Origin of the sequence: Paenibacillus sp. DMB5, from assembly GCF_001517085.1 — a bacterium.
Classification (GTDB): domain Bacteria; phylum Bacillota; class Bacilli; order Paenibacillales; family Paenibacillaceae; genus Paenibacillus_AQ.
This window is the reverse complement of record NZ_LRAC01000140.1, coordinates 59,551-78,119: the sequence shown is the minus strand read 5'-3', so window position 1 is coordinate 78,119 and position 18,569 is coordinate 59,551. Positions and strand designations below refer to the sequence as shown.

Sequence of the window (18,569 nt, the reverse complement as noted above, 5' to 3'; positions counted from 1 at the left end):
GCTTAGTTTATTTTTGTTAAGATAAATGCAAACATGTGATCTTATTGCTCCCAAAGGGTAATGTAGGTTGTATGCTTATTTCTGCCATTTTGTTCTCTTATACCAGCTTACATGTCGGGAGGTATCTGCTTTGCCTGAACTTACTTCATCCTATGTCGATTCTTTAGCACCGAACACCGCCGCCATCAAGAACGGCCAGGGACTGGTGCGCAAAAAGAGCTTTATCCAGCTTCACCGCACCGAGAACGGCGAGCTGCTGTTCGGACAATGCGCAGGCAGCGGCAAAACGCCGTACGAATGCTCGGTGGATTTCATTTCTCCTGAGAGCCCGGTGTTCCGGTGCTCCTGCCCGAGCCGCCAGTTTCCCTGCAAGCATGCCCTTGGATTGTTGTATGCCTATGTGGAGGGCCAGACCTTTACTCCTGCACCCGTTCCGGAGGATATCGCAGCCAAACGGGAGAAGGCGGAGAAACGGGAAGAAAACAAGGTAAAGCAAGCTGCAGAAGGCAGCCCGGCCAAACCGAAGAAGGTTAATAAATCTGCGCTCAAGAAAAAAATCACGGCCCAGCTTGAAGGGCTGGACCTGCTGGAGAAGCTGGTGCTCTCGCTGATCCGCGGCGGCTTGTCTGCTATCGACGCAAAGACGCTCAAGACCGTGCAGGAGCATGTTAAGCAGCTTGGCAACTATTATCTGTCCGGTGCGCAGATTGAGCTGCGCCGGTTTGCGCTGCTGCTCGGCAAAGGAGAGGACCGTGAACAGGGCTATACATATGCGGTCCGGCAGCTGACGCTGCTGCATGCCTTCATTAAGAAAGGCCGCAGCTACCTGACTGCCAGAAGTGAGGACCCCGAGCTGGCCCTTGACCATGAATCAACGATTGATGAATGGCTGGGCCATGCCTGGCAGCTGTCCGAGCTGAAGGAATACGGGCTGACAGCGGAGAATGCGGAGCTGCTTCAGCTGGCTTTTTACAGCTATGACGACAAGGCCCGCCAGGAATTCGTGGATCAGGGGTACTGGCTGGATATGTCCGCCGGTGCCGTTTATAAGACATTGCATTACCGTCCGTACAAGGCAGCAAAGCTGCTGCGTGAGGAAGACAGCTTCTATGAAGTGGCTGAAGTGCCACTGCTGTATAAATATCCGGGCGAGATGAATCCGCGGGTCCGTTATGAAGGGATGACTGCAAGAACAGTCACACCTGCAGACCTGGATCAGGTTCATGCTCATGCCCACCGCTCCATTGCGGAGGCGGTCAAGAAAGTGAAGAACCAGCTGAAGAATCCGCTGAGTGACAAGGAGCCGGTACTGCTGCTCCATGCGGTAAGTATCAGTCAGACCGATCAAGGCGAGTACCTGATAACAGATGAAGCCGGGGGACAGCTTGTGCTGGAGGATGTTCCCGCCCTGTCCCAGGGCACAACCGGCCTGCTGCCGTTTCTGCCGCCGGTCTGCCTTGAACATTGCACCCTGCTGGTCATGTTTGAACATGATATGGACCGGGGCAGACTCGCAGCCCAGCCGCTTGGCATCATTCATGCTGAAGGGATTACAAGGCTGCTCTAACTAACTATAAGTCTGAATAGATAGCCATTGCATACTATCTCGTTAGGGGGACGCGCATGAGTACAGCATTATTGCAAGAGCTTCATCAGGAGGTCAGAAGACTATATATTGCGGGCAGCGATCTGGCTGCGGATGATTTCCGCCTGAAACGGCTGCTGCCGCAGTTCGAGCAGCTGGGCGAACGGGCGGCAGTGTTCAAGCGGCTGGGTGAAGGGATCTCGGCTCTGGTCACAACAGAAGCTGCAGCAGGTCAGAGTTCGGCAGTGCAGCTGCAGGATCTGACCCTGCTGCTGGAATCGGTTCTGTTTACGCAGGGCAGCACCTCACCATCCGGCGGTGAAGCTGCCCAGCTTCGGGGCAGCGCTTTTGGTCTTGAAACCGGGGTTTCCTCCAGAAAGATTGCCGCCGTCCGCCAGGCGTTGACAACGACTGGGAGCGGCAGATATGAGACGGTAATTGAGGCTTTCAAAGACGGAGTGTTCCAGGATCTACGGCTGCTCCCGCTGGCCGTCGGAGCGCTTGGCGATCCCTATGCGGAGCTTGCTGACTTTGCCATGAACAAGATTGTGCCATCCTATGGTCCGGCAGCAGCTGATTATCTGGTTCAGCACTTCAATCCCGCCGGCGGAAAAAGCGAAGTCCGCAAGCTGCACGTAATCAAAGCGGTAGGCCGTCCGGAGCTGCTTGAAGAGATCTATAAGGCTGCCGGCAGCGGCAGTGATGATGTGCGGGCAGCAGCTATACTCTGTCTGGCCGGTCAGGAGGAATATGTTCAGGCACTGCTCGATTGGACTACGGATAAGAAGAAGCCGATCCGTGAAGCAGCATATACGGCATTGGCGGAGGGCGGCTCCACAGAGGGGCTGGAGCGGCTGTTTGAGGCTTTTGCCGGGAAGAAGGACCGGGAGCTGGCTGCCTATGCGCTGGCGAAATGGCCGTCTGCCCCGCTGGGGGAACGGCTGTCAGTGAAGTTTATGGATGAACTGCGTGAGGCACTTGCAGCTGACCATAAAGACAGCAAAAAGAACGAGGCGCTCTGGAATGTCATCTCGCCTTACCTGATAGCCCTTGCTGATATCCGCAATCCGCAGCTGGATGAAATATACCGCTTTATTATTGAGGAGTATGACCGGTTTGCCGCACTCGGCTGGCTGCAGCTGCTGGACCGGGCGGCGCGGTATGAGGAGACTGCGCTTTCGGAGCAGGGACTTGAGCTGCTGCGAGAGCTGGATAAGAAAAGCGTCCGCTATCTGTCCTACTACTTCCGCACAGCGCAGCAGCTTCTTACAGCCAAGGAGCTCTACAATGAGTTCGCCGGCGGCTCGCTAATCGACAAGATGAAAGCGAGGCTGGCTAAAGATGCCGCCACGCGCAACCGGGTACTGCAGGATACGCTGGAGGAGCAGATTCTGAATGCGGAAAGAGTGACTTATGAGCTCTCCTGGGATTATGCCGGAAGCCGCCAGCAGTATGTGTGGGAGATGCTGTCTCCGGACCGGATTGCGGCTGAGTGGGACCCGCGGTGGCTGGACTGGGCGATCGAACGGGATGCACCCGAGCTGGCAGCTGCTCTTGCCCGCCCCGGTCATTCAGGCGTACAGGAATATCTGCTTGCAAAGCTCAACCGGGAAGGCAAGCATCGCAAAGACTTTGATTTCGTGTCCAGCCTGTTTAAGGGACTAGAACGCGCGGGGATTCCTGAAGCGGAGCGGCAGGAGCTGCTGATTTCTGTGGTGGAGCAGCAGAGATTCCAAAATCCGTATTCATTCCATTTTTATTTGCTCGAGCTGATGCTTGACTTCCCGGCCAGCTATGCAGGACGGATTGAAACAGTCCTGTCTAAATACCGCTACGAGAGTAAGACACAGCTTGAGTATCTGGTTAGTCACCTGCGGAGCCGGCAATAGGCTGACGGGAGTCGGTTGCCAGGAGTTAGGGAGTTAGGTGTTAGACGTTGGTGGACGGGTGCGAAACCTAATTAGATTTTCGTCACTTAATTCAGGGTAATTTCAAATTTTGCCGTCATTAAGTGGGAAAAAGGCATTTAATTTGATCCAAATAGCCTTTCAGGCCTGGTTTGTGGGAAATTAAGTGGCGTTTTTCCAACTAGAAATTCAATAACGTTATTCGCAGAAGAATTAAGTGGCGAATTTCCACTTAGTTGGACGAAGCACACTAACAGCAGGAAGAGCTTGAGAAATTGCCAGGACACCAAGGAAAGATACATGATATTACTCAAAGGAGAGGTGTACATGTCAACTGGACAAGAGCAGCTTCAGGACTACATGCGGCTGCCGGCGGAGGTACTGTACCGCGAGGAGCTTGAAGCGCTGATCAAGGAGGATACGGGGAAAATCCCGGCCGGCTGGCAGATGTCGCCGCGTTCGGTTCTGACCTTTATCGCCGGAGGGAAAGCCGGCAAAAAGGTGATTACCCCGAAGTATATCGGGAATACGCGGCTGATCGAAATGGCTGTAGCCACGCTGGTGACGGACCGTGCACTCCTTCTGATCGGGGAGCCGGGTACGGCCAAATCGTGGCTGTCCGAGAACCTGGCGGCGGCGATTTACGGCAACTCCGGCCTGGTTGTTCAGGGAACAGCAGGAACCAGCGAGGAGCAGGTGCGCTACTCCTGGAACTATGCGATGCTCCTGGCAAACGGGCCGACTCCGGAGGCGCTGGTCAGAAGCCCGATTATGCGGGCCATGGAGGATGGCGGCATCGCCCGTTTCGAGGAAATATCACGCTGTGCCTCCGAAGTGCAGGACGCGCTGATCTCCATCCTGTCTGAGAAGACCATTTCCGTACCGGAGCTGGGCAAGGAAACCAGTGCACGCAAGGGCTTCTCGATTATTGCCACTGCCAATACCAGAGACCGCGGGGTCAATGAGATGTCCGCTGCCCTGAAACGGCGGTTCAACATCATTGTGCTACCGGCACCGTCAGATATCGAGACGGAGCTATCCATTGTGAAGAAGCGGGTAGCCGAAATCGCGGGTTCTTACGAACTGCAGGCCGCTGTTCCGGCGGATGACGCGCTCCTCAAAGTGGTTACGATTTTCCGCGAGCTGCGCAGCGGGATGACACTGGACAAGAAGGAGAAGGTGAAGACGCCGGCAGGGGTGATCTCTACTGCGGAAGCGATCTCTCTTCTGACCAACAGTATGGCGCTGGCTGCAAGCTTCGGGAGCGGTGAGCTGACGGACAGTGATCTGGCAGCCGGCCTGCAGGGCGCCATTGTGAAGGATGATGACAAGGATAAGCTGGTCTGGAAAGAGTATCTTGATAATGTGATGAAGAAAAAAGGGACGGAGTGGCGCGGCCTGTACCAGGCCTGTAAGGAGATGAACGAGTGACTGCGGCTGCTGAAGCTGGGGTACGTATCTTCGGGGTGCGCCATTTGTCCCCCGGCGGGGCCAGGCATCTGCTGGACTTCTTGGATGAGCACAAGCCTACAGCGGTGCTGATTGAAGGTCCCGGTGATGCAACGGATGAAATCCGCCATCTGACCGAGGGAGCAACCCGGCCCCCCGTGGCCATTCTGGCGTTCACCGATCAGGTTCCTGTCCGCACGGTGCTCTGGCCGTTCGCTGTCTACTCTCCAGAGTATCAGGCGATGAAATGGGCGCGGAAGCATAAGGCGGAGGCTGCTTTTATTGATCTTCCGTCATCCGTAACCCTCGGCCTGCAGGACATCATGAACCGGAGCAGAGCAGCCGGGCCGGAAGCAGTGCCTTCCGTTGACCAGGCAGGCGAGCCGGAAGAGGCAGAGGTCCAGGATGAAGAATCTGTTTACAGCCGGATTGCCCAGCTTGCCGGCGAATATGATTACGACATGTACTGGGAACGCAATTATGAGCATAACGACAGCAGTGGGGCATATCAGGCTGCCATTCATGCTTTTTCGGCGCAGATGCGGGAGTTGGGAGAGGAGAAGGAGCTAAGGGAGCAGCCTTCGGAGTATGCCTACAATGCGCTGCGTGAAGCCTATATGCGGCGTCAGATTCAGCAGGCGGTTGCTTCAGGGCATAAGCCGGAAAAGATTGTAGTGATCTGCGGGGCTTATCATGCCTCGGCTCTGGCGGCAGAGCTTCCGCCTATGAGTGATGAAGAGCTCGCCGCTCTCCCGTCACGCAGCACCAAGCTGACGCTGATGCCTTACTCGTACTATAAACTGTCTACCATGTCCGGTTATGGCGCCGGCAACGCAGCTCCGCATTACTTTGAAATGATGTGGGACGCTATGGCTGCCGGCAAGCCTGAGGAGCTGCCGCACCGCTATCTTTCTGCAGTGGCCGGCCATGTGCGCAGCGGCGGTACCTACCGCTCCACCGCTGAAGTCATTGAAGCGGTCAGGCTGGCGGAATCGCTGGCTGCCCTGCATGGCGGCAGCAGGCCGGCGCTGCGGGACCTGCGCGATGCAGCCCAGACACTGCTAGGCCATGGAGATCTTGGCGCCATAGCAGAACCGCTGGCACGCGTAGATGTCGGCACGGCGATCGGCTATTTGCCTGAGGGTGTCAGTCAGACCCCGATTCAGGATGATCTGGGCCGACTGCTTAAGCAGTATAAGCTGGAGAAATATAAGACTGCGGTCGCCAGCGACCTGCAGCTTGATCTCCGCGAGAACCGCAGAGTATCCAGTGAACAGGCTGCCTTTCTTGACCTGAACCGTTCGGTCCTGTTCCACCGGCTGAGCTTACTGGGTATTTCCTTTGCCAGGAACCGTCCGAGCGGACAGGACAGTGCGACCTGGGCGGAGCATTGGGTCATCCAGTGGTCACCCGAGGTGGAAATTCAGGTGGTCGAATCGACACTGCTGGGTGAGACCGTTGAAGTGGCAGCAGCCTATGTGCTGCGCGAGAAGCTGCAGGAATGCCGGTCAATCGCCGAAGCTTCGGTTCTGATCCGGATTGCCTGCCAGTGCGCCATGACGGCCCAGATGGAGGAAGGTACCCGGGTGCTGCAGAATCTGGCTGCCCTCAGCCGGGATGTGGTCGGAATGGCTGCTGCTGCCCGTGAGCTGTCAACGATCCTGAGCTTCGGGGATATCCGCAAAGTCGATACTGCACCGCTTCTGCCTCTGCTTGAGGAACTGTTCAACAGGGGCTGCCTGTTCCTGCTGGACGCCAGCAGCGTGAACGACGAGGCGGCCGGCGCAATGCTGACGGCAATGAACGAACTGAACGGGATCTCGCTTGAGCATGGCGACAAGCTGGATGACGGGCAATGGCTGCAGGAGCTGCAGCAGCTCGCTGAGCGCGACGACCGCAATCCTCGCCTGTCCGGTTATGCCTGCGCGATTCTGCTGGAGCGCGGCAGCGTCTCGGCCGGGGAGCTTGCGGCTGAAGTTTCGCGCCGCTTGTCCCCGGGCATACCGGCTGATCTGGGCGCCGGCTGGTTCGAGGGCCTGTCGATGCGCGGGCATTACGGCCTGCTGTCACGGATGAGCCTGTGGGAGCAGCTGAATGATTATATCAATGCGCTGGATGACGACCAATTCAAGCGGGCACTGGTCTTTCTCCGCAGAGCGTTCAGTACGTTCTCCCCGCGCGAGAAGACGATGATTTCCGAGCTGCTGGGCGAGCTGTGGGGTGTAAACAGCGAGCAGGCGGCAGAGGTTCTGACCGGTGAGCTGAAGGAGGAGGAAGCCAAAATGCTGGATGAGCTGAATGATTTTGACTTCGGTGACTTTTAGATGACGAATGAACATATAGAGGAACACACACTGACCCGCTGGCGGCTGATTCTCGGCCAGGAGGCGGATGCGGCGCTGTCCGGATACGGGGAAGGCGGTCAGCTGTCGCTGACGGATGAAGAGCGGGTAATGGATGCTGCCCTGGCCGCCATCTATGATGAGACCGGAGCCGGCGGGACCTCAGGGAAGGCAGCCAGCAACAGGGGCAAGGGCGCAGGCTCCGGGCACGGTTCCCTGAACCTGTCTAAATGGCTGGGCGACGTGCGCAGCTTCTTTCCGGAAGATGTAGTCTCGATTATCCAGAGCGATGCCATGGAGCGTAAAGGCTGGAAGCAGCTGCTGTTTGAGCCCGAGCTGCTGGCAGCGGTCAAGCCTGACATTCAGCTGGTGGGAACCCTGCTCTCGCTGAAGGGCAAAATCCCTGAGAAGACGAAGGAGACGGCGCGGATGCTGGTTAAGGCGCTGGTTGATGATCTCGTCAAGCTGCTGGAGACAGATATCCGGCGTGCGGTCACAGGCGCGCTGAACAAACGCCAGCATTCCCCTCTGCCGTCGCTCAGCGGTCTGGACTGGAAGCTGACGATTCAGCGCAATCTCAAGCATTATGACCAGGAACGGCGGATTATCATTCCTGAGCGTTTTTATTACTTTGACCGGGCCCGCCGCAGCAAGGAATGGACGGTAATCGTAGATATTGACCAGAGCGGCTCGATGGCGGATTCGGTCATCTGGGCTTCGGTGATCGGCTCGATTTTTGCCAGTATCCCGGCCTTGAACACCAGAGTAGTTGTCTTTGATACTGAGGTCGTAGACCTGTCTGAGCAATGTGCGAATGATCCGGTTGATATGCTGTTTGGTATTCAGCTCGGCGGGGGGACGGACATTAACAAATCCGTTAAATACTGTGAGCAGTTTATCGAAGAACCCAAAAAAACGCTGTTTATCATCGTCTCTGACCTGTACGAGAACGGTAATCAGGCAGCGCTCGTACGGCGTATGCGGGAGCTCCGGGAGTCCGGTGTCCGCACAATGACGCTGCTGGCCTTGTCCGATTCCGGCAAGCCCTCTTATGACGAAAGGCTTGCAAGGCAGCTGTCCAGGGATGGAACACCTTGCTTTGCCTGTACACCGGCACTGCTGCCGGCACTGGTTGAAGGAGCGCTGAAGGGCCAGGATCTTGGGGAACTGGCGAAGCGGCTGGGTGCCCAATAATTTTAGCGGATATTTGATTAACTCAGGCATTATAATGAAAGGCTCTGCTCCTTTAACACAAGGGCGGAGCTTTTATGGTTTAGAAGAATCAGGGATTATGGGTCGCCGGATTAGAGTATATCCAGTTTAGCCGCAGACGGTTACGAGTACATCCAGCCGCTGAACGTTTTATTTTATCCAGTACTTACTTTTCAATCACATATTGTGTAAGCTGCGTATATCATTTATAATCGGTTATTAAAAAGCACCTAACAATAGGAGCTGCTTGAAAGGAAATGAATCCCTTATGTCAAGTAAATTAAGAGCGGGTATCGTTGGCGGTACCGGTATGGTGGGTCAGCGTTTTATTGCACTACTTGAGAATCATCCATGGTTTCAGGTAACCGTTATTGCTGCAAGCCGGAATTCGGCCGGTAAAACGTACGAGGAATCGGTAAAAGGCAGATGGAAACTGGCTACACCTATGCCTGAAGCAGTAAAAGGCATAATGGTTCAAGATGCCTCTAATGTAGAAGAAGTGGCTGCAGATGTCGATCTGATTTTCTGTGCTGTAGATATGAAAAAAGATGAAATCAAGGCGCTAGAAGAAGCCTACGCCAAGACAGGAACGCCTGTCATTTCCAATAACTCTGCACACCGCTGGACACCGGATGTTCCGATGGTTATCCCTGAGATTAATCCGGAGCATCTGGCGGTTATCGCTCAGCAGCGCAAACGTCTGGGTACAGAAACGGGCTTTATCGCCGTTAAGCCGAATTGTTCTATCCAGAGTTACATGCCGGCACTGAATGCCCTCAAGGAATTTAAGCCGTCCAAGGTTGTAGTGACCACGTATCAGGCTATTTCCGGAGCGGGTAAAACCTTTACCGACTGGCCGGAGATGCTCGACAACGTCATTCCGTACATCGGCGGCGAAGAAGAGAAGAGCGAGCAGGAGCCGCTGCGGATCTGGGGCGAGGTATCAGAAAAAGGTATCGTTAAAAGCGAACAGCCTGTCATTACCAGCCAGTGTATCCGTGTGCCGGTAGCTGATGGGCATCTGGCTGCAGTGTTCGCGTCCTTTGAGCAGAAGCCGTCCAAGGAAGAGATTCTGGAACGCTGGAACAGCTTCAAGGGACGTCCGCAGGAGCTGGAGCTGCCAAGCGCACCTAAGCAGTTCATCACTTATTTCGAAGAAGAAAACCGTCCTCAGACCAAGCTCGACCGCGACATCGAGAACGGCATGGGCGTGTCTGCAGGCAGACTGCGTGAAGATTCGCTGTATGATTACAAATTCGTCAGCCTCTCCCACAACACTGTACGCGGCGCCGCCGGCGGTGCAGTGCTGATCGCAGAGCTGCTGAAAGCAGAAGGCTATATCCAGCCGAAATAATATCGTTATGTACAGCCTGCCGGACTGGTTCCGGCAGGCTGTTTGTGTATTTACCTGACAGGCCATGCTTAATAATGGTAAGATAGGTTGGATTGCAAAGAAACTGAACAAAAGACGGAGTGATATTGTGGCAAAAAGTAAAGGCGGCGGCACAGGCAGAGGAACCGGCAGCAAGGGCTGGACCCGCTGGAATAAAACAGCCAAGCCGGTGAAGCCGAAAAAAGGACCGGCAGGCAGCCAGGGGCCGAAAGGTGCAGGTAAAGCCGGCAGTGATAATAAAAAGGGCGGCAGTAAATAGGATCTGGAGATGAGAATCGACAAATACATGAGCAAGACCGGCATTTACCCGCGCCGGGAAACGGCCAGACTGCTTGCAGCCGGCCGGATAACCGTTAACGGTGAGGTCTGCGGCAAAAATACCCTTTTGGAGCCGGATGATCTGGTCGCTGTTGACGGCAGCCCGGTCAGCTTGAATGCACAGGAACAAGTTTATCTAGCCCTGAACAAGCCGGTTGGCATTACCTGCACAGCTGCGCACGGGGTTGAGGGCAACATCATTGATTATATTAACTATCCTTCCCGCATCTTTGCTGTGGGACGGCTCGACAAACACTCGGAGGGTCTGATTCTGCTCACGAACGACGGTGATATTGTTAACAAAATGATGCGTTCGGAAAATCAGCATGAGAAGGAATACCATGTAACCGTGGACAAGCCGGTGACCGAAGCATTCCTGGAGGCCATGTCCGCCGGTGTCGCCATTCTCGGCACCGTCACGAAGCCTTGTATTACCTATCCGATAGCAGAGCAGGAGTTCGGGATTATACTTACCCAGGGGCTTAATCTGCAAATCCGCCGGATGTGCAAGGAGCTGGGTCAAAGAGTACTCCGTCTGGAACGGACCCGGATTATGAATATTACACTGGACGGCCTGGAAAGAGGAGCGTGGCGGCATCTGACCGGGGAGGAGCTGGACAGGCTGATGGAGACGCTGAACGGATGACAATCGGATGAACCATTTTGCGCAAAAGTGAAAACCGTACCCCGGCTGTAATAGCGGCAGGATACGGTTTTTTTATACAACAAAATAGCGTTATTCAGCAACAGGAGGGTCTGAGAACACTTTCGGCTCAAACTGCTTATCGTACAAAGCTTTATACACCCCGTTTTGTTGGAGAAGCTGGTCATGCGTACCTTTTTCAGCGATCATTCCATCCTTAATCACCAGAATCTGATCGGCAGCTACAATCGTGGAAAGCCTGTGGGCGATGACAATCCCTGTTTTGTTCGCTAAAAGGGAATGCATGGCCTGCTGAATGTAGTATTCCGAGACGGTATCAAGAGAAGAAGTGGCTTCATCCATAATAATGACCGGCGGATTCTTCAAAAGCACACGGGCAATCGAAAGCCGCTGCTGTTCCCCGCCTGAGAGCTTGATTCCGCGGTTGCCGACGATGGTCTCATATTGCTCCGGCAGCCCCATAATAAAATCATGAATATACGCAGCACGGCAGGCTTCAATCATCTCCGCTTCGGCCGCACCGGGACGGGCGTACAGCAGATTTTCCCGGATCGTGCCGTTGAACAGGTAGGTGTCCTGGGTCACCAGACCAATCTGGGAGCGGAGTGACTCCAGTGTGAATTCGCGGATGCTTGTACCGCCGATGCTGATGGTGCCGGATTGTATCTCATAGAGCCTGGGGATCAGGCTGGTAATGGTTGTTTTGCCTGCTCCGCTTGGTCCGACGAGTGCAGTTACGGTGCCTGCGGCAGCAGTAAAGCTGATCCCGCGCAGTGCAGGCTTATCCGGCTGATAAGCGAAATGAACATTGTCGAACAAAATGTTTTTTCCGGCGGCATTGATTGCTGTTGCTTCCGGCTGATCTGTAATGACAGGTTCCATATCAAAATAATCAAAAATCCGCTCAAACAGCGCCACAGACCGCTTGATATCCACATATAAATTCGTCATTTGCATGACAGGCCCGTACAATCTGCCGAGCAGCGCAACGAAGGTGATGATGGTACCAATGGTCAGCTCTCCCTGAATAAAAAGAATGCCGCCGTACAGGTAGATCAGCATCGGGCCGATACTCGTAAATGTGGAGAGGAACATAATGAACCAGCGGCCGGCCATCGATTCGCGGATTTGCAGGCGTGTAGCTTCTGCGTTAATTGTTGTGAAGGTTCTGTATTCAGCAGACTCTCTCGTAAAAAGCTTCATCAAAAGATAGCCGCTGATGCTCATCGTCTCCTGGATAATCCGGTTCTGCTCCGAGACCTTTTCCTGCGTCTCTCTGGCCAGCTTCCAGCGTACATTGCCCATTTTGCGGGTTGGCACGATAAACAGCGGTACGACAAGAATGCCGAGCAAAGCCAGCTTCCAGTTCATAATGAACAGCGCTCCTGCGGTGGAGACGAGAATAAACAGGTTGCTCGCAAAATTGACGATTGTGTTGTTGAACACGCTCTGCACTCCGGTGATGTCACTGGTCATTCTGGTAATCACCTCTCCCTGCTTCACTTCCGAGAAGAACTGCAGAGGCATCTGCTGAAGATGGCGGTACATCTGGTTTTTCATATCATGCACAATGTTCAGGGAGATAAAAGAATTCAAATAATTCTGCAATACTCCCAGCAGACCGGAGATAACAGTGGTGCCCAGCGAAGCCAGGACAAGCAGAGCAAGCAGACGCAAATTTTTATCCGGCAGCGCATGGTCGATAATCTGCTGAATCAGAATCGGTGGCAGCAGTCCCAGCACCGCAGATACGGATAATACAAGCACCACAACGAGTGTCTGCTTCCAGTAGGGGAGAAAATATTTGCTGATCCGCAGCAGCAGCGCCCGGGAAATATCCGGTTTGCCGGTACTGTCATCGAATTTGAATTTTCCGTGCCCCGGTCCTCCGCCGAACCCGCCGGGACTGAAATTTCTAGCCATTTATGCTCACCAGCTTTGCTTGAATTTAATAGAGAGGTCCGGGTAATTTTACACCTGAAAGGGGAGGTGGTAAATGCTATAATTAACATTCGCCAGAAAAAGGGGGCACATATCTTATGATCATTGGTCATCGGCAGGTTGAACGGAACGGAATCTTTTATATGATCAGATCAGCTGTCCGTGAGGATGCCGCGGAGCTGTCCGCAGTAAGGCTGCAGATTGACGGGGAAACAGAGAATATGGAGCGGCGTCAGGGTGAAGGCTTCATCAGTCCGGAAGGCTTTGAAGAGATTATCCGCAAGGATACGGAAGCGTCCAGAAATTTGTTTCTTGTGGCGGAAGTAGAGGGAAGGATCGCCGGATTCGCCAGATGCGAGGGAAGCGTGCTGTCCAGGAATGCGCATAAGGTGGAATTCGGAATTTGCATTCTGCGGGTGTTTTGGGGATACGGAATCGGCTACAGTCTGCTGCAGCAGGCCACTTCCTGGGCGGACAGCCACGGGATCGTCAAGATTGGGCTGACGGTGCTGGAGACCAATAGGCTATCTCGCTCTACCGCAGGTTCGGATTCGAAACCGAGGGGATCCTCAAAAAAGACAAGCTGCTGGCAGACGGTACATATTATAACACGCTGGTTATGGGCAGATTTATTAATTCGTTGACGGATGAAGCATAACAGCAATATTCTTTCTTTCAAAACAGGGCGGGCGCATCCGGAGATGCTGCCCGCCCTGTTTGTTTTTTTAAGTCCTGCTGCTTGTGATGACCTTGTGCAGCAGATGCCTTGCTGCGCCGGTGATATCCGGGGCTTGCGCAACCGCTGAGATCACCGATATTCCATCCGCACCTGCGCGTATCACAGGTGTCACATTGTCTGCAGTAATACCGCCGATCCCCACCAGCGGTATGCTGAGCCCGCTGCGTCTTAGCTGTTCGATCACTTGCGTTCCCTGTACTGCTCTGGCATCCTCCTTGGAGGAGGTGGGGTAAACCGGGCCTACGCCGAGATAATCTGCACCATCCGCTATCGCCTGCTGTGCTTCTTCCAGCGTATGCGCCGATACGCCGACGATCTTGTCAGCACCGAGCCTGCGGCGGATGGCAGCGGCCGGCTCATCCTCCTGGCCGACATGGACACCGTCGGCATCCAGCATTTCAGCAAGCCCGATATCGTCGTTGACGATAAAAGGGATGCCGTACGACCGGCAGATGGCCTGGAGCTGGCGGGCCAGATCAACAGCTGCAGCGCCGCCCAGCGCACCGGGACCCTTTTCCCGGAACTGGAACAGGGTAATGCCGCCGTTAACCGCCTGCAGCAGTGTGTCGGCCGGAGACAGGCGGCAATTCACACTGCCCATTATAAAATACAGCTTCAGCAATTCCCTGATATGTTCGCTGCGGCTAAGCATTCTGCTGCCCCTCTCTTTGACTGCGCCGGTACGCAAAATGGTTGGTCGGACCATGGCCGCTGCCGATCCCAAGGCTGTGTTCTATGGCCGCGTGAATAAAAGCTTTGGCTGTCTGTATAGCCTCATTAACATGATCTCCTGCAGCAAGTCCGGCGGTAATGGCTGCCGAGAAGGTACAGCCGGTGCCGTGGGTATGTCTGGTATCTATACGCGTGCTGTCCAGGTAAGTAAAAGCCTGCCCGTCATAGATAAGATCCCGCACACCGTCCGTTCCGTCATCATGGCCACCCTTGAGCACAACATACCTTGGGCCCATCGAGCGAATCAGCCTGGCAGCCTGTTCACGCTCTTGGAGCCCGGTGATGGTCATGCCGGTTAATATTTCAGCTTCGGGAATATTGGGGGTGACGACCAGAGACAGCGGCAGCAGTTGATTGACTAGTGCAGCCACCGCCTCCTGCAGCAGGAGAGGAGAGCCGCCCTTGGCGACCATCACCGGATCGACTACAAGCCGTTCCCAGCCGTATTCCCTGATCTTGGCGGCTGTGGTACTTATGATTGCACTGCTGAAGAGCATGCCCGTCTTCACGGCATCCGGCTGCAAATCAGCTCCAACGGAGTCGAGCTGGGCGGCCACAGCCTCCTCCGTCAGGGGATAGACAGCCTGAACGCCCAGCGTATTCTGTGCCGTGACTGCAGTGAGTGCCGACATGCCGTACACGCCCAGCTCCTGAAAGGTCTTGAGGTCAGCCTGGATGCCGGCACCGCCGCCGCTGTCCGAACCGGCAATGGTAAGTGCTTTTACTACTTTGGTCATACCGCATTCTCCTTTTTGCCTGCAGGTTGTTAGTTGTGAAGCTGTTCGATCCGCGATCTTTGGCTGTAGATTTCCGGGGTCACTGCTGACAGCTGGTTCAGAAATTCAATCTGGAATGCTCCCGGCCCCTGGCCTTCAGTCCGCTCTGCGGCGATCTCAGCAGCGACGCCGTAAAAGGATATCGCTTCTGCTGCCGCTTCCAGCCATGCGCCTTCGCTCGCGGCAAGAAATGCACCGGTCACTGCACTAAGCAGGCACCCGGTTCCGGTTACCTTGGTCAGAACCGGATGGCCGTTGCTGGCGACAAAGGTGCGTCTGCCGTCGGTAATGACATCCTCCCGGCCGGTAACGATGACTACACAGCCGAGCTTTTTGGCAGCCTTTTTGGCCAGTGCAAGTACATCGCCTTCGCCTGCACCGGCATCCACACCCTTGCTGGCCCAGCTTTCACCGGCTACATTGGCCACCTCGGCCACATTCCCGCGCAGCGCGGTCAGCTGCATGGACTGCACCAGCTTTTGTGTGACCTCGCTGCGGTAAGCAGTCGCACCGGCGCCCACCGGATCAAGCACCAGCGGTACGCCGTGCGTGTTGGCGGACTGTCCGGCGAGGATCATGGAGTTGATGGCCTGTTCGTTCAAGGTGCCGATATTCAGCACCACTGCTCCGGACATGGCGGCAACATCCGCAACCTCTTCGCGCGCATCGGCCATAAAAGGGGAGGCACCCAGCGCCAGCAGCCCGTTGGCGGAGAAGTTGGCCACCACGATGTTAGTAATGTTATGTACGAGCGGATTAAGCTCGCGTACCTTGGCTAAATAGGACATGATTATTCCTCCTGAGAATTAGAGTATAAAATGGTAAAGCTCACAAATTAACAAAGGCCTCATCGCTTTTCGTTTCGCCTGACAGCAGCCCGCTTCCGGATAGCCAGTCTGTGACCCGGTTCCACGACTCTGATGTCTGGTATCCAAAAGGCTTGTCTCCTGCATCCATCAGCGGCAGCAAGATGTCCAGGCTCTGGCTCTCGATCTGCGGGTCGAGCGGGGCCGTGCTGTCCTCATGAGCCAGCAAAATATCCAAAGCTTCCTTCGGGTGGTCCTGCACAAACTGCTGCCCTTTGCGGGCCGCATTCATGAATTTGCTGTAGTAGTCCCTGGATTCCTGAAGCCCCTGCTCACCGGCAACCAGCACCAGCTCGTAATAGTCAGGCACTCCGAAGGCTGTAGGGTCGATGGAAGTAACAGGATGGTTCTCCTTGTCGAGTATCAGCTGCTCGTGATTGATGAAGCCGCCGATAATGGCGTCAACACGGCCTGCAGTAATGGCAGGAATCAGGTCAAAGCCGACATCGACCATCGATACCGACTGCGGATCACCGCCGTCATGCTCCACCATGGTCCGCAGCATAGCTTCATAGAGCGGAATGGAGGAGTAACCTGCGGTTTTACCGGAAAGCTCCTTGGGACTCTTGATGCCGCTGTCTGCCGGAACAAGCAGATGATTGAGCGGATGACGCACAAGCGCGGCGATGGATACAACGGGAATTTCCTCTGAACGGGCCATTAGCACCTGGGGCTGATAGCTGAGGGCAAGATCAACCTTGCCTGCGGCGGCCAGCTTCAGGGCATCGTTGCTGTCGGCAGGCATTTGCAGCACAACCTCAAGTCCTTCCTCGGCAAAATAACCCTTTTCTTGAGCAGCATACAGAAAAGAATGCACAGCATTCGGATACCAGTCCAGCATGACTGTCATCTTGTGCAGCTTTCCGTTGGCATTGCCTGAGGCAGCATCCGTGGAGGGATCGGCTGCATTTGACCCGCTGCAGCCGCTGATTACAGCAAGCAGGCCGGTCAGGACCAGCAGTGCGGCTCTTACGCGCAGATTTCTTTTAGATGATTTGTTACAGATGGGATTAGGGCTCATCGTCGTAAACCTCTTTTCTTTACAAGAATTTGTTCAGCAGCGCAGACACTCAGGAACAGCAGGACTCCTAGAACAGAGAGCAGGAAGACAGCGGCGAACAGCTCTGCGCTGTGCAGATTGCCGACCATCCGGCGGCTGTAATAGCCGAGACCCCGGTTGCCTCCAAGCCATTCGCCGATGGTGGCTCCAATGACGCAATAGACAATCGACAGCTTCAGGCCGGAGAAATAGGCGGGCAACGCCAGCGGGATCTGCGTTTTGACCAGCAGCTGCCGGCGGCTGGCACCAAGAGTCAGCAGGAGCTCCTTGTATTGCTCCCCGCTTTTATACAGTCCGTCGTAAGTACCAACTACTACCGGAAAGAATGCGGTCAGAAAAACAACGGCAATTTTGCCCCCGAGTGAATAGCCGAACCACATAATCAGGATGGGGGAGAGCGCAATCAGCGGAATGGTCTGGCTGACAATCAGCAGCGGATACACCGCTTTGGCCAGCGGCCGGAACAGATGCATCCCCAGTCCGAGCAGGGTGCCGCAGCCTGCAGATAACAGGAACCCGAGCAGGATTTCCTGCAAGGTGGCCGGCAAATGCACACTTAGCAGCAAAGTCCGGTGTTCCAGCAGTGCGGCCCAGACCGCGGAAGGCGCGGGCAGGATGAACGCAGGAACCTTACCAAACCGCACACCACCTTCCCAGACCGCGATGATCACCAGCACCAGCAGGGCGGCAGGGGCATAGGCGTGAAGAAGCCGTTTAATGTGCAATGCTCTCATACAGCCTCCGCTCCAGCTCTTCCCGCAGCTGCATAAACTGCGGCTGATAGATTAGCTCCCCGTGCCTTGGCCGCGGCAGCGGCACAGCAATCTCCTGCATGCTCCCGCCATGCATGAGGCAGATCCGGTCACTGAGCAGCAGTGCCTCCTCCAGATCATGGGTGATGAACAGCACTGTCCGGCCCAGGCTGCTCCACAGCTGCAGCAGCAAGCGGTGCAGTCCGCGCTTGGTCAGGGCATCAAGCGCTCCGAAAGGCTCATCAAGCAGCAGCAGCTCACTCCCCGCGGACAGTGTCCGGGCAAGGGCAATCCGCTGGCGCATGCCGCCGGACAGCTCCTCCGGATAAGCATTCTCCGTGCCGGCAAGGCCGAGACTGTGCAGCAGGCTGAGGATCTGCTGCACGGCAGCCTCTTTGCTGCCGCTCCGCTTCAGCTCCCACGCCAGCAGGCAATTGTCCAGCACGGTTCTCCACGGCAGCAGCAGATCCTGCTGCGGCATATATCCGATCTTTCCAAGCCGGGTACTGCCGGTTGAAGGTCTGCCGCCGAATGAAATGTCCCCGCCTGAAGGTTCGAGCAGACCGGCGATGATGCGCAGCAGGGTGCTTTTACCGCAGCCGCTGGCTCCGACCAGGGAAATGAATTCTCCCTGCTGTACGTTCATGGAGAGTCCTTGGATAACAGGCCCGCCTGACCCGGCGCCATAGGAATAGCTAAGATTAGTAATCGAGAGCATAGCAGTCTACTTTACCTCCTTGAATTACGAAAGACATTGAACACAAAAAGACCTCTTCATTTCCGGAGGAAATAAAGAGGTCTGAAAGATACAGTCTGTCGGCTGGATACAGACA

At 55.2% G+C, this 18,569-nt stretch carries 15 protein-coding genes and 1 pseudogene; 9 read left to right on the top strand and 7 right to left on the bottom strand.

The features are described from left to right. Nucleotides 1-130: 130 nt before the first annotated feature. The 8 genes from AWJ19_RS23055 (at nt 131) to AWJ19_RS23020 (ending at nt 10,852) form a co-directional block, all read left to right on the top strand. Entirely contained in the window at nt 131-1,567 is a 1,437-nt protein-coding gene (locus tag AWJ19_RS23055) for an SWIM zinc finger family protein (RefSeq protein ID WP_068727398.1), read from the top strand. Nucleotides 1,568-1,623: 56 nt separating this feature from the next. After that, a complete protein-coding gene (locus AWJ19_RS23050) occupies nt 1,624-3,474 on the top strand; it encodes a HEAT repeat domain-containing protein (protein WP_068727396.1) in 1,851 nt (616 codons plus the stop codon). Between the two features lie 345 nt (nt 3,475-3,819). Then, entirely contained in the window at nt 3,820-4,923 is a 1,104-nt protein-coding gene (locus AWJ19_RS23045; RefSeq protein WP_068727394.1) for an AAA family ATPase, read from the top strand. Continuing rightward, the gene (locus AWJ19_RS23040) at nt 4,920-7,265 is read left to right on the top strand and encodes a DUF5682 family protein (protein ID WP_068727392.1); all 2,346 of its coding nucleotides are present in this window, start codon (nt 4,920-4,922) and stop codon (nt 7,263-7,265) included. Before AWJ19_RS23045 ends, AWJ19_RS23040 begins: the two co-directional genes overlap by 4 nt. Further along, nucleotides 7,266-8,477, top strand: coding sequence for a VWA domain-containing protein (locus AWJ19_RS23035; protein ID WP_068727390.1), 1,212 nt, complete (start codon nt 7,266-7,268; stop codon nt 8,475-8,477). It begins immediately after the preceding gene. Between the two features lie 286 nt (nt 8,478-8,763). Further along, complete coding sequence (gene asd / locus AWJ19_RS23030) at nt 8,764-9,849, top strand: aspartate-semialdehyde dehydrogenase (protein WP_082708075.1); 1,086 nt, start codon at nt 8,764-8,766, stop codon at nt 9,847-9,849. A gap of 124 nt (nt 9,850-9,973) precedes the next feature. Next, on the top strand, nt 9,974-10,147 hold the full coding sequence (locus AWJ19_RS23025; RefSeq protein ID WP_082708084.1) for a DUF3934 family protein: 174 nt from the start codon (nt 9,974-9,976) through the stop codon (nt 10,145-10,147). Nucleotides 10,148-10,156: 9 nt separating this feature from the next. Next, nucleotides 10,157-10,852 carry a pseudouridine synthase gene (locus AWJ19_RS23020; RefSeq protein WP_068727387.1) on the top strand — a complete coding sequence of 232 codons (696 nt, stop codon included), beginning with the start codon at nt 10,157-10,159 and terminating at the stop codon, nt 10,850-10,852. 90 nt (nt 10,853-10,942) lie between these two features. Here AWJ19_RS23020 and AWJ19_RS23015 read toward each other — a convergent pair whose 3' ends face one another. Next, on the bottom strand, nt 10,943-12,793 hold the full coding sequence (locus AWJ19_RS23015; protein ID WP_068727385.1) for an ABC transporter ATP-binding protein: 1,851 nt from the start codon (nt 12,791-12,793) through the stop codon (nt 10,943-10,945). A gap of 116 nt (nt 12,794-12,909) precedes the next feature. On the opposite strand from AWJ19_RS23015, the pseudogene AWJ19_RS23010 reads away from it, so the two are divergent. Next, nucleotides 12,910-13,469 (top strand): annotated as a pseudogene (locus AWJ19_RS23010) (GNAT family N-acetyltransferase). Nucleotides 13,470-13,536: 67 nt separating this feature from the next. Here AWJ19_RS23010 and thiE read toward each other — a convergent pair. The 6 genes from thiE to AWJ19_RS22980 are packed head-to-tail and all read right to left on the bottom strand — an operon-like array spanning nt 13,537 to nt 18,454. After that, on the bottom strand, nt 13,537-14,202 hold the full coding sequence (gene thiE / locus AWJ19_RS23005; protein WP_068727383.1) for a thiamine phosphate synthase: 666 nt from the start codon (nt 14,200-14,202) through the stop codon (nt 13,537-13,539). Continuing rightward, entirely contained in the window at nt 14,195-15,019 is an 825-nt protein-coding gene (gene thiD, locus AWJ19_RS23000) for a bifunctional hydroxymethylpyrimidine kinase/phosphomethylpyrimidine kinase (protein ID WP_068727381.1), read from the bottom strand. Before thiD ends, thiE begins: the two co-directional genes overlap by 8 nt. Before the next feature lie 29 nt (nt 15,020-15,048). Next, complete coding sequence (gene thiM / locus AWJ19_RS22995; RefSeq protein ID WP_347231146.1) at nt 15,049-15,852, bottom strand: hydroxyethylthiazole kinase; 804 nt, start codon at nt 15,850-15,852, stop codon at nt 15,049-15,051. Between the two features lie 34 nt (nt 15,853-15,886). Then, nucleotides 15,887-16,945, bottom strand: coding sequence for an ABC transporter substrate-binding protein (locus AWJ19_RS22990; protein ID WP_068727378.1), 1,059 nt, complete (start codon nt 16,943-16,945; stop codon nt 15,887-15,889). Beyond that, nucleotides 16,942-17,718, bottom strand: coding sequence for an ABC transporter permease (locus AWJ19_RS22985; RefSeq protein ID WP_068727376.1), 777 nt, complete (start codon nt 17,716-17,718; stop codon nt 16,942-16,944). The genes AWJ19_RS22990 and AWJ19_RS22985 overlap by 4 nt, the downstream gene beginning before the upstream one ends. Then, nucleotides 17,699-18,454: an ABC transporter ATP-binding protein gene (locus tag AWJ19_RS22980; RefSeq protein WP_068727374.1), complete on the bottom strand. Its 756-nt coding sequence runs from the start codon at nt 18,452-18,454 to the stop codon at nt 17,699-17,701. The genes AWJ19_RS22985 and AWJ19_RS22980 overlap by 20 nt, the downstream gene beginning before the upstream one ends. Nucleotides 18,455-18,569 lie beyond the last annotated feature (115 nt).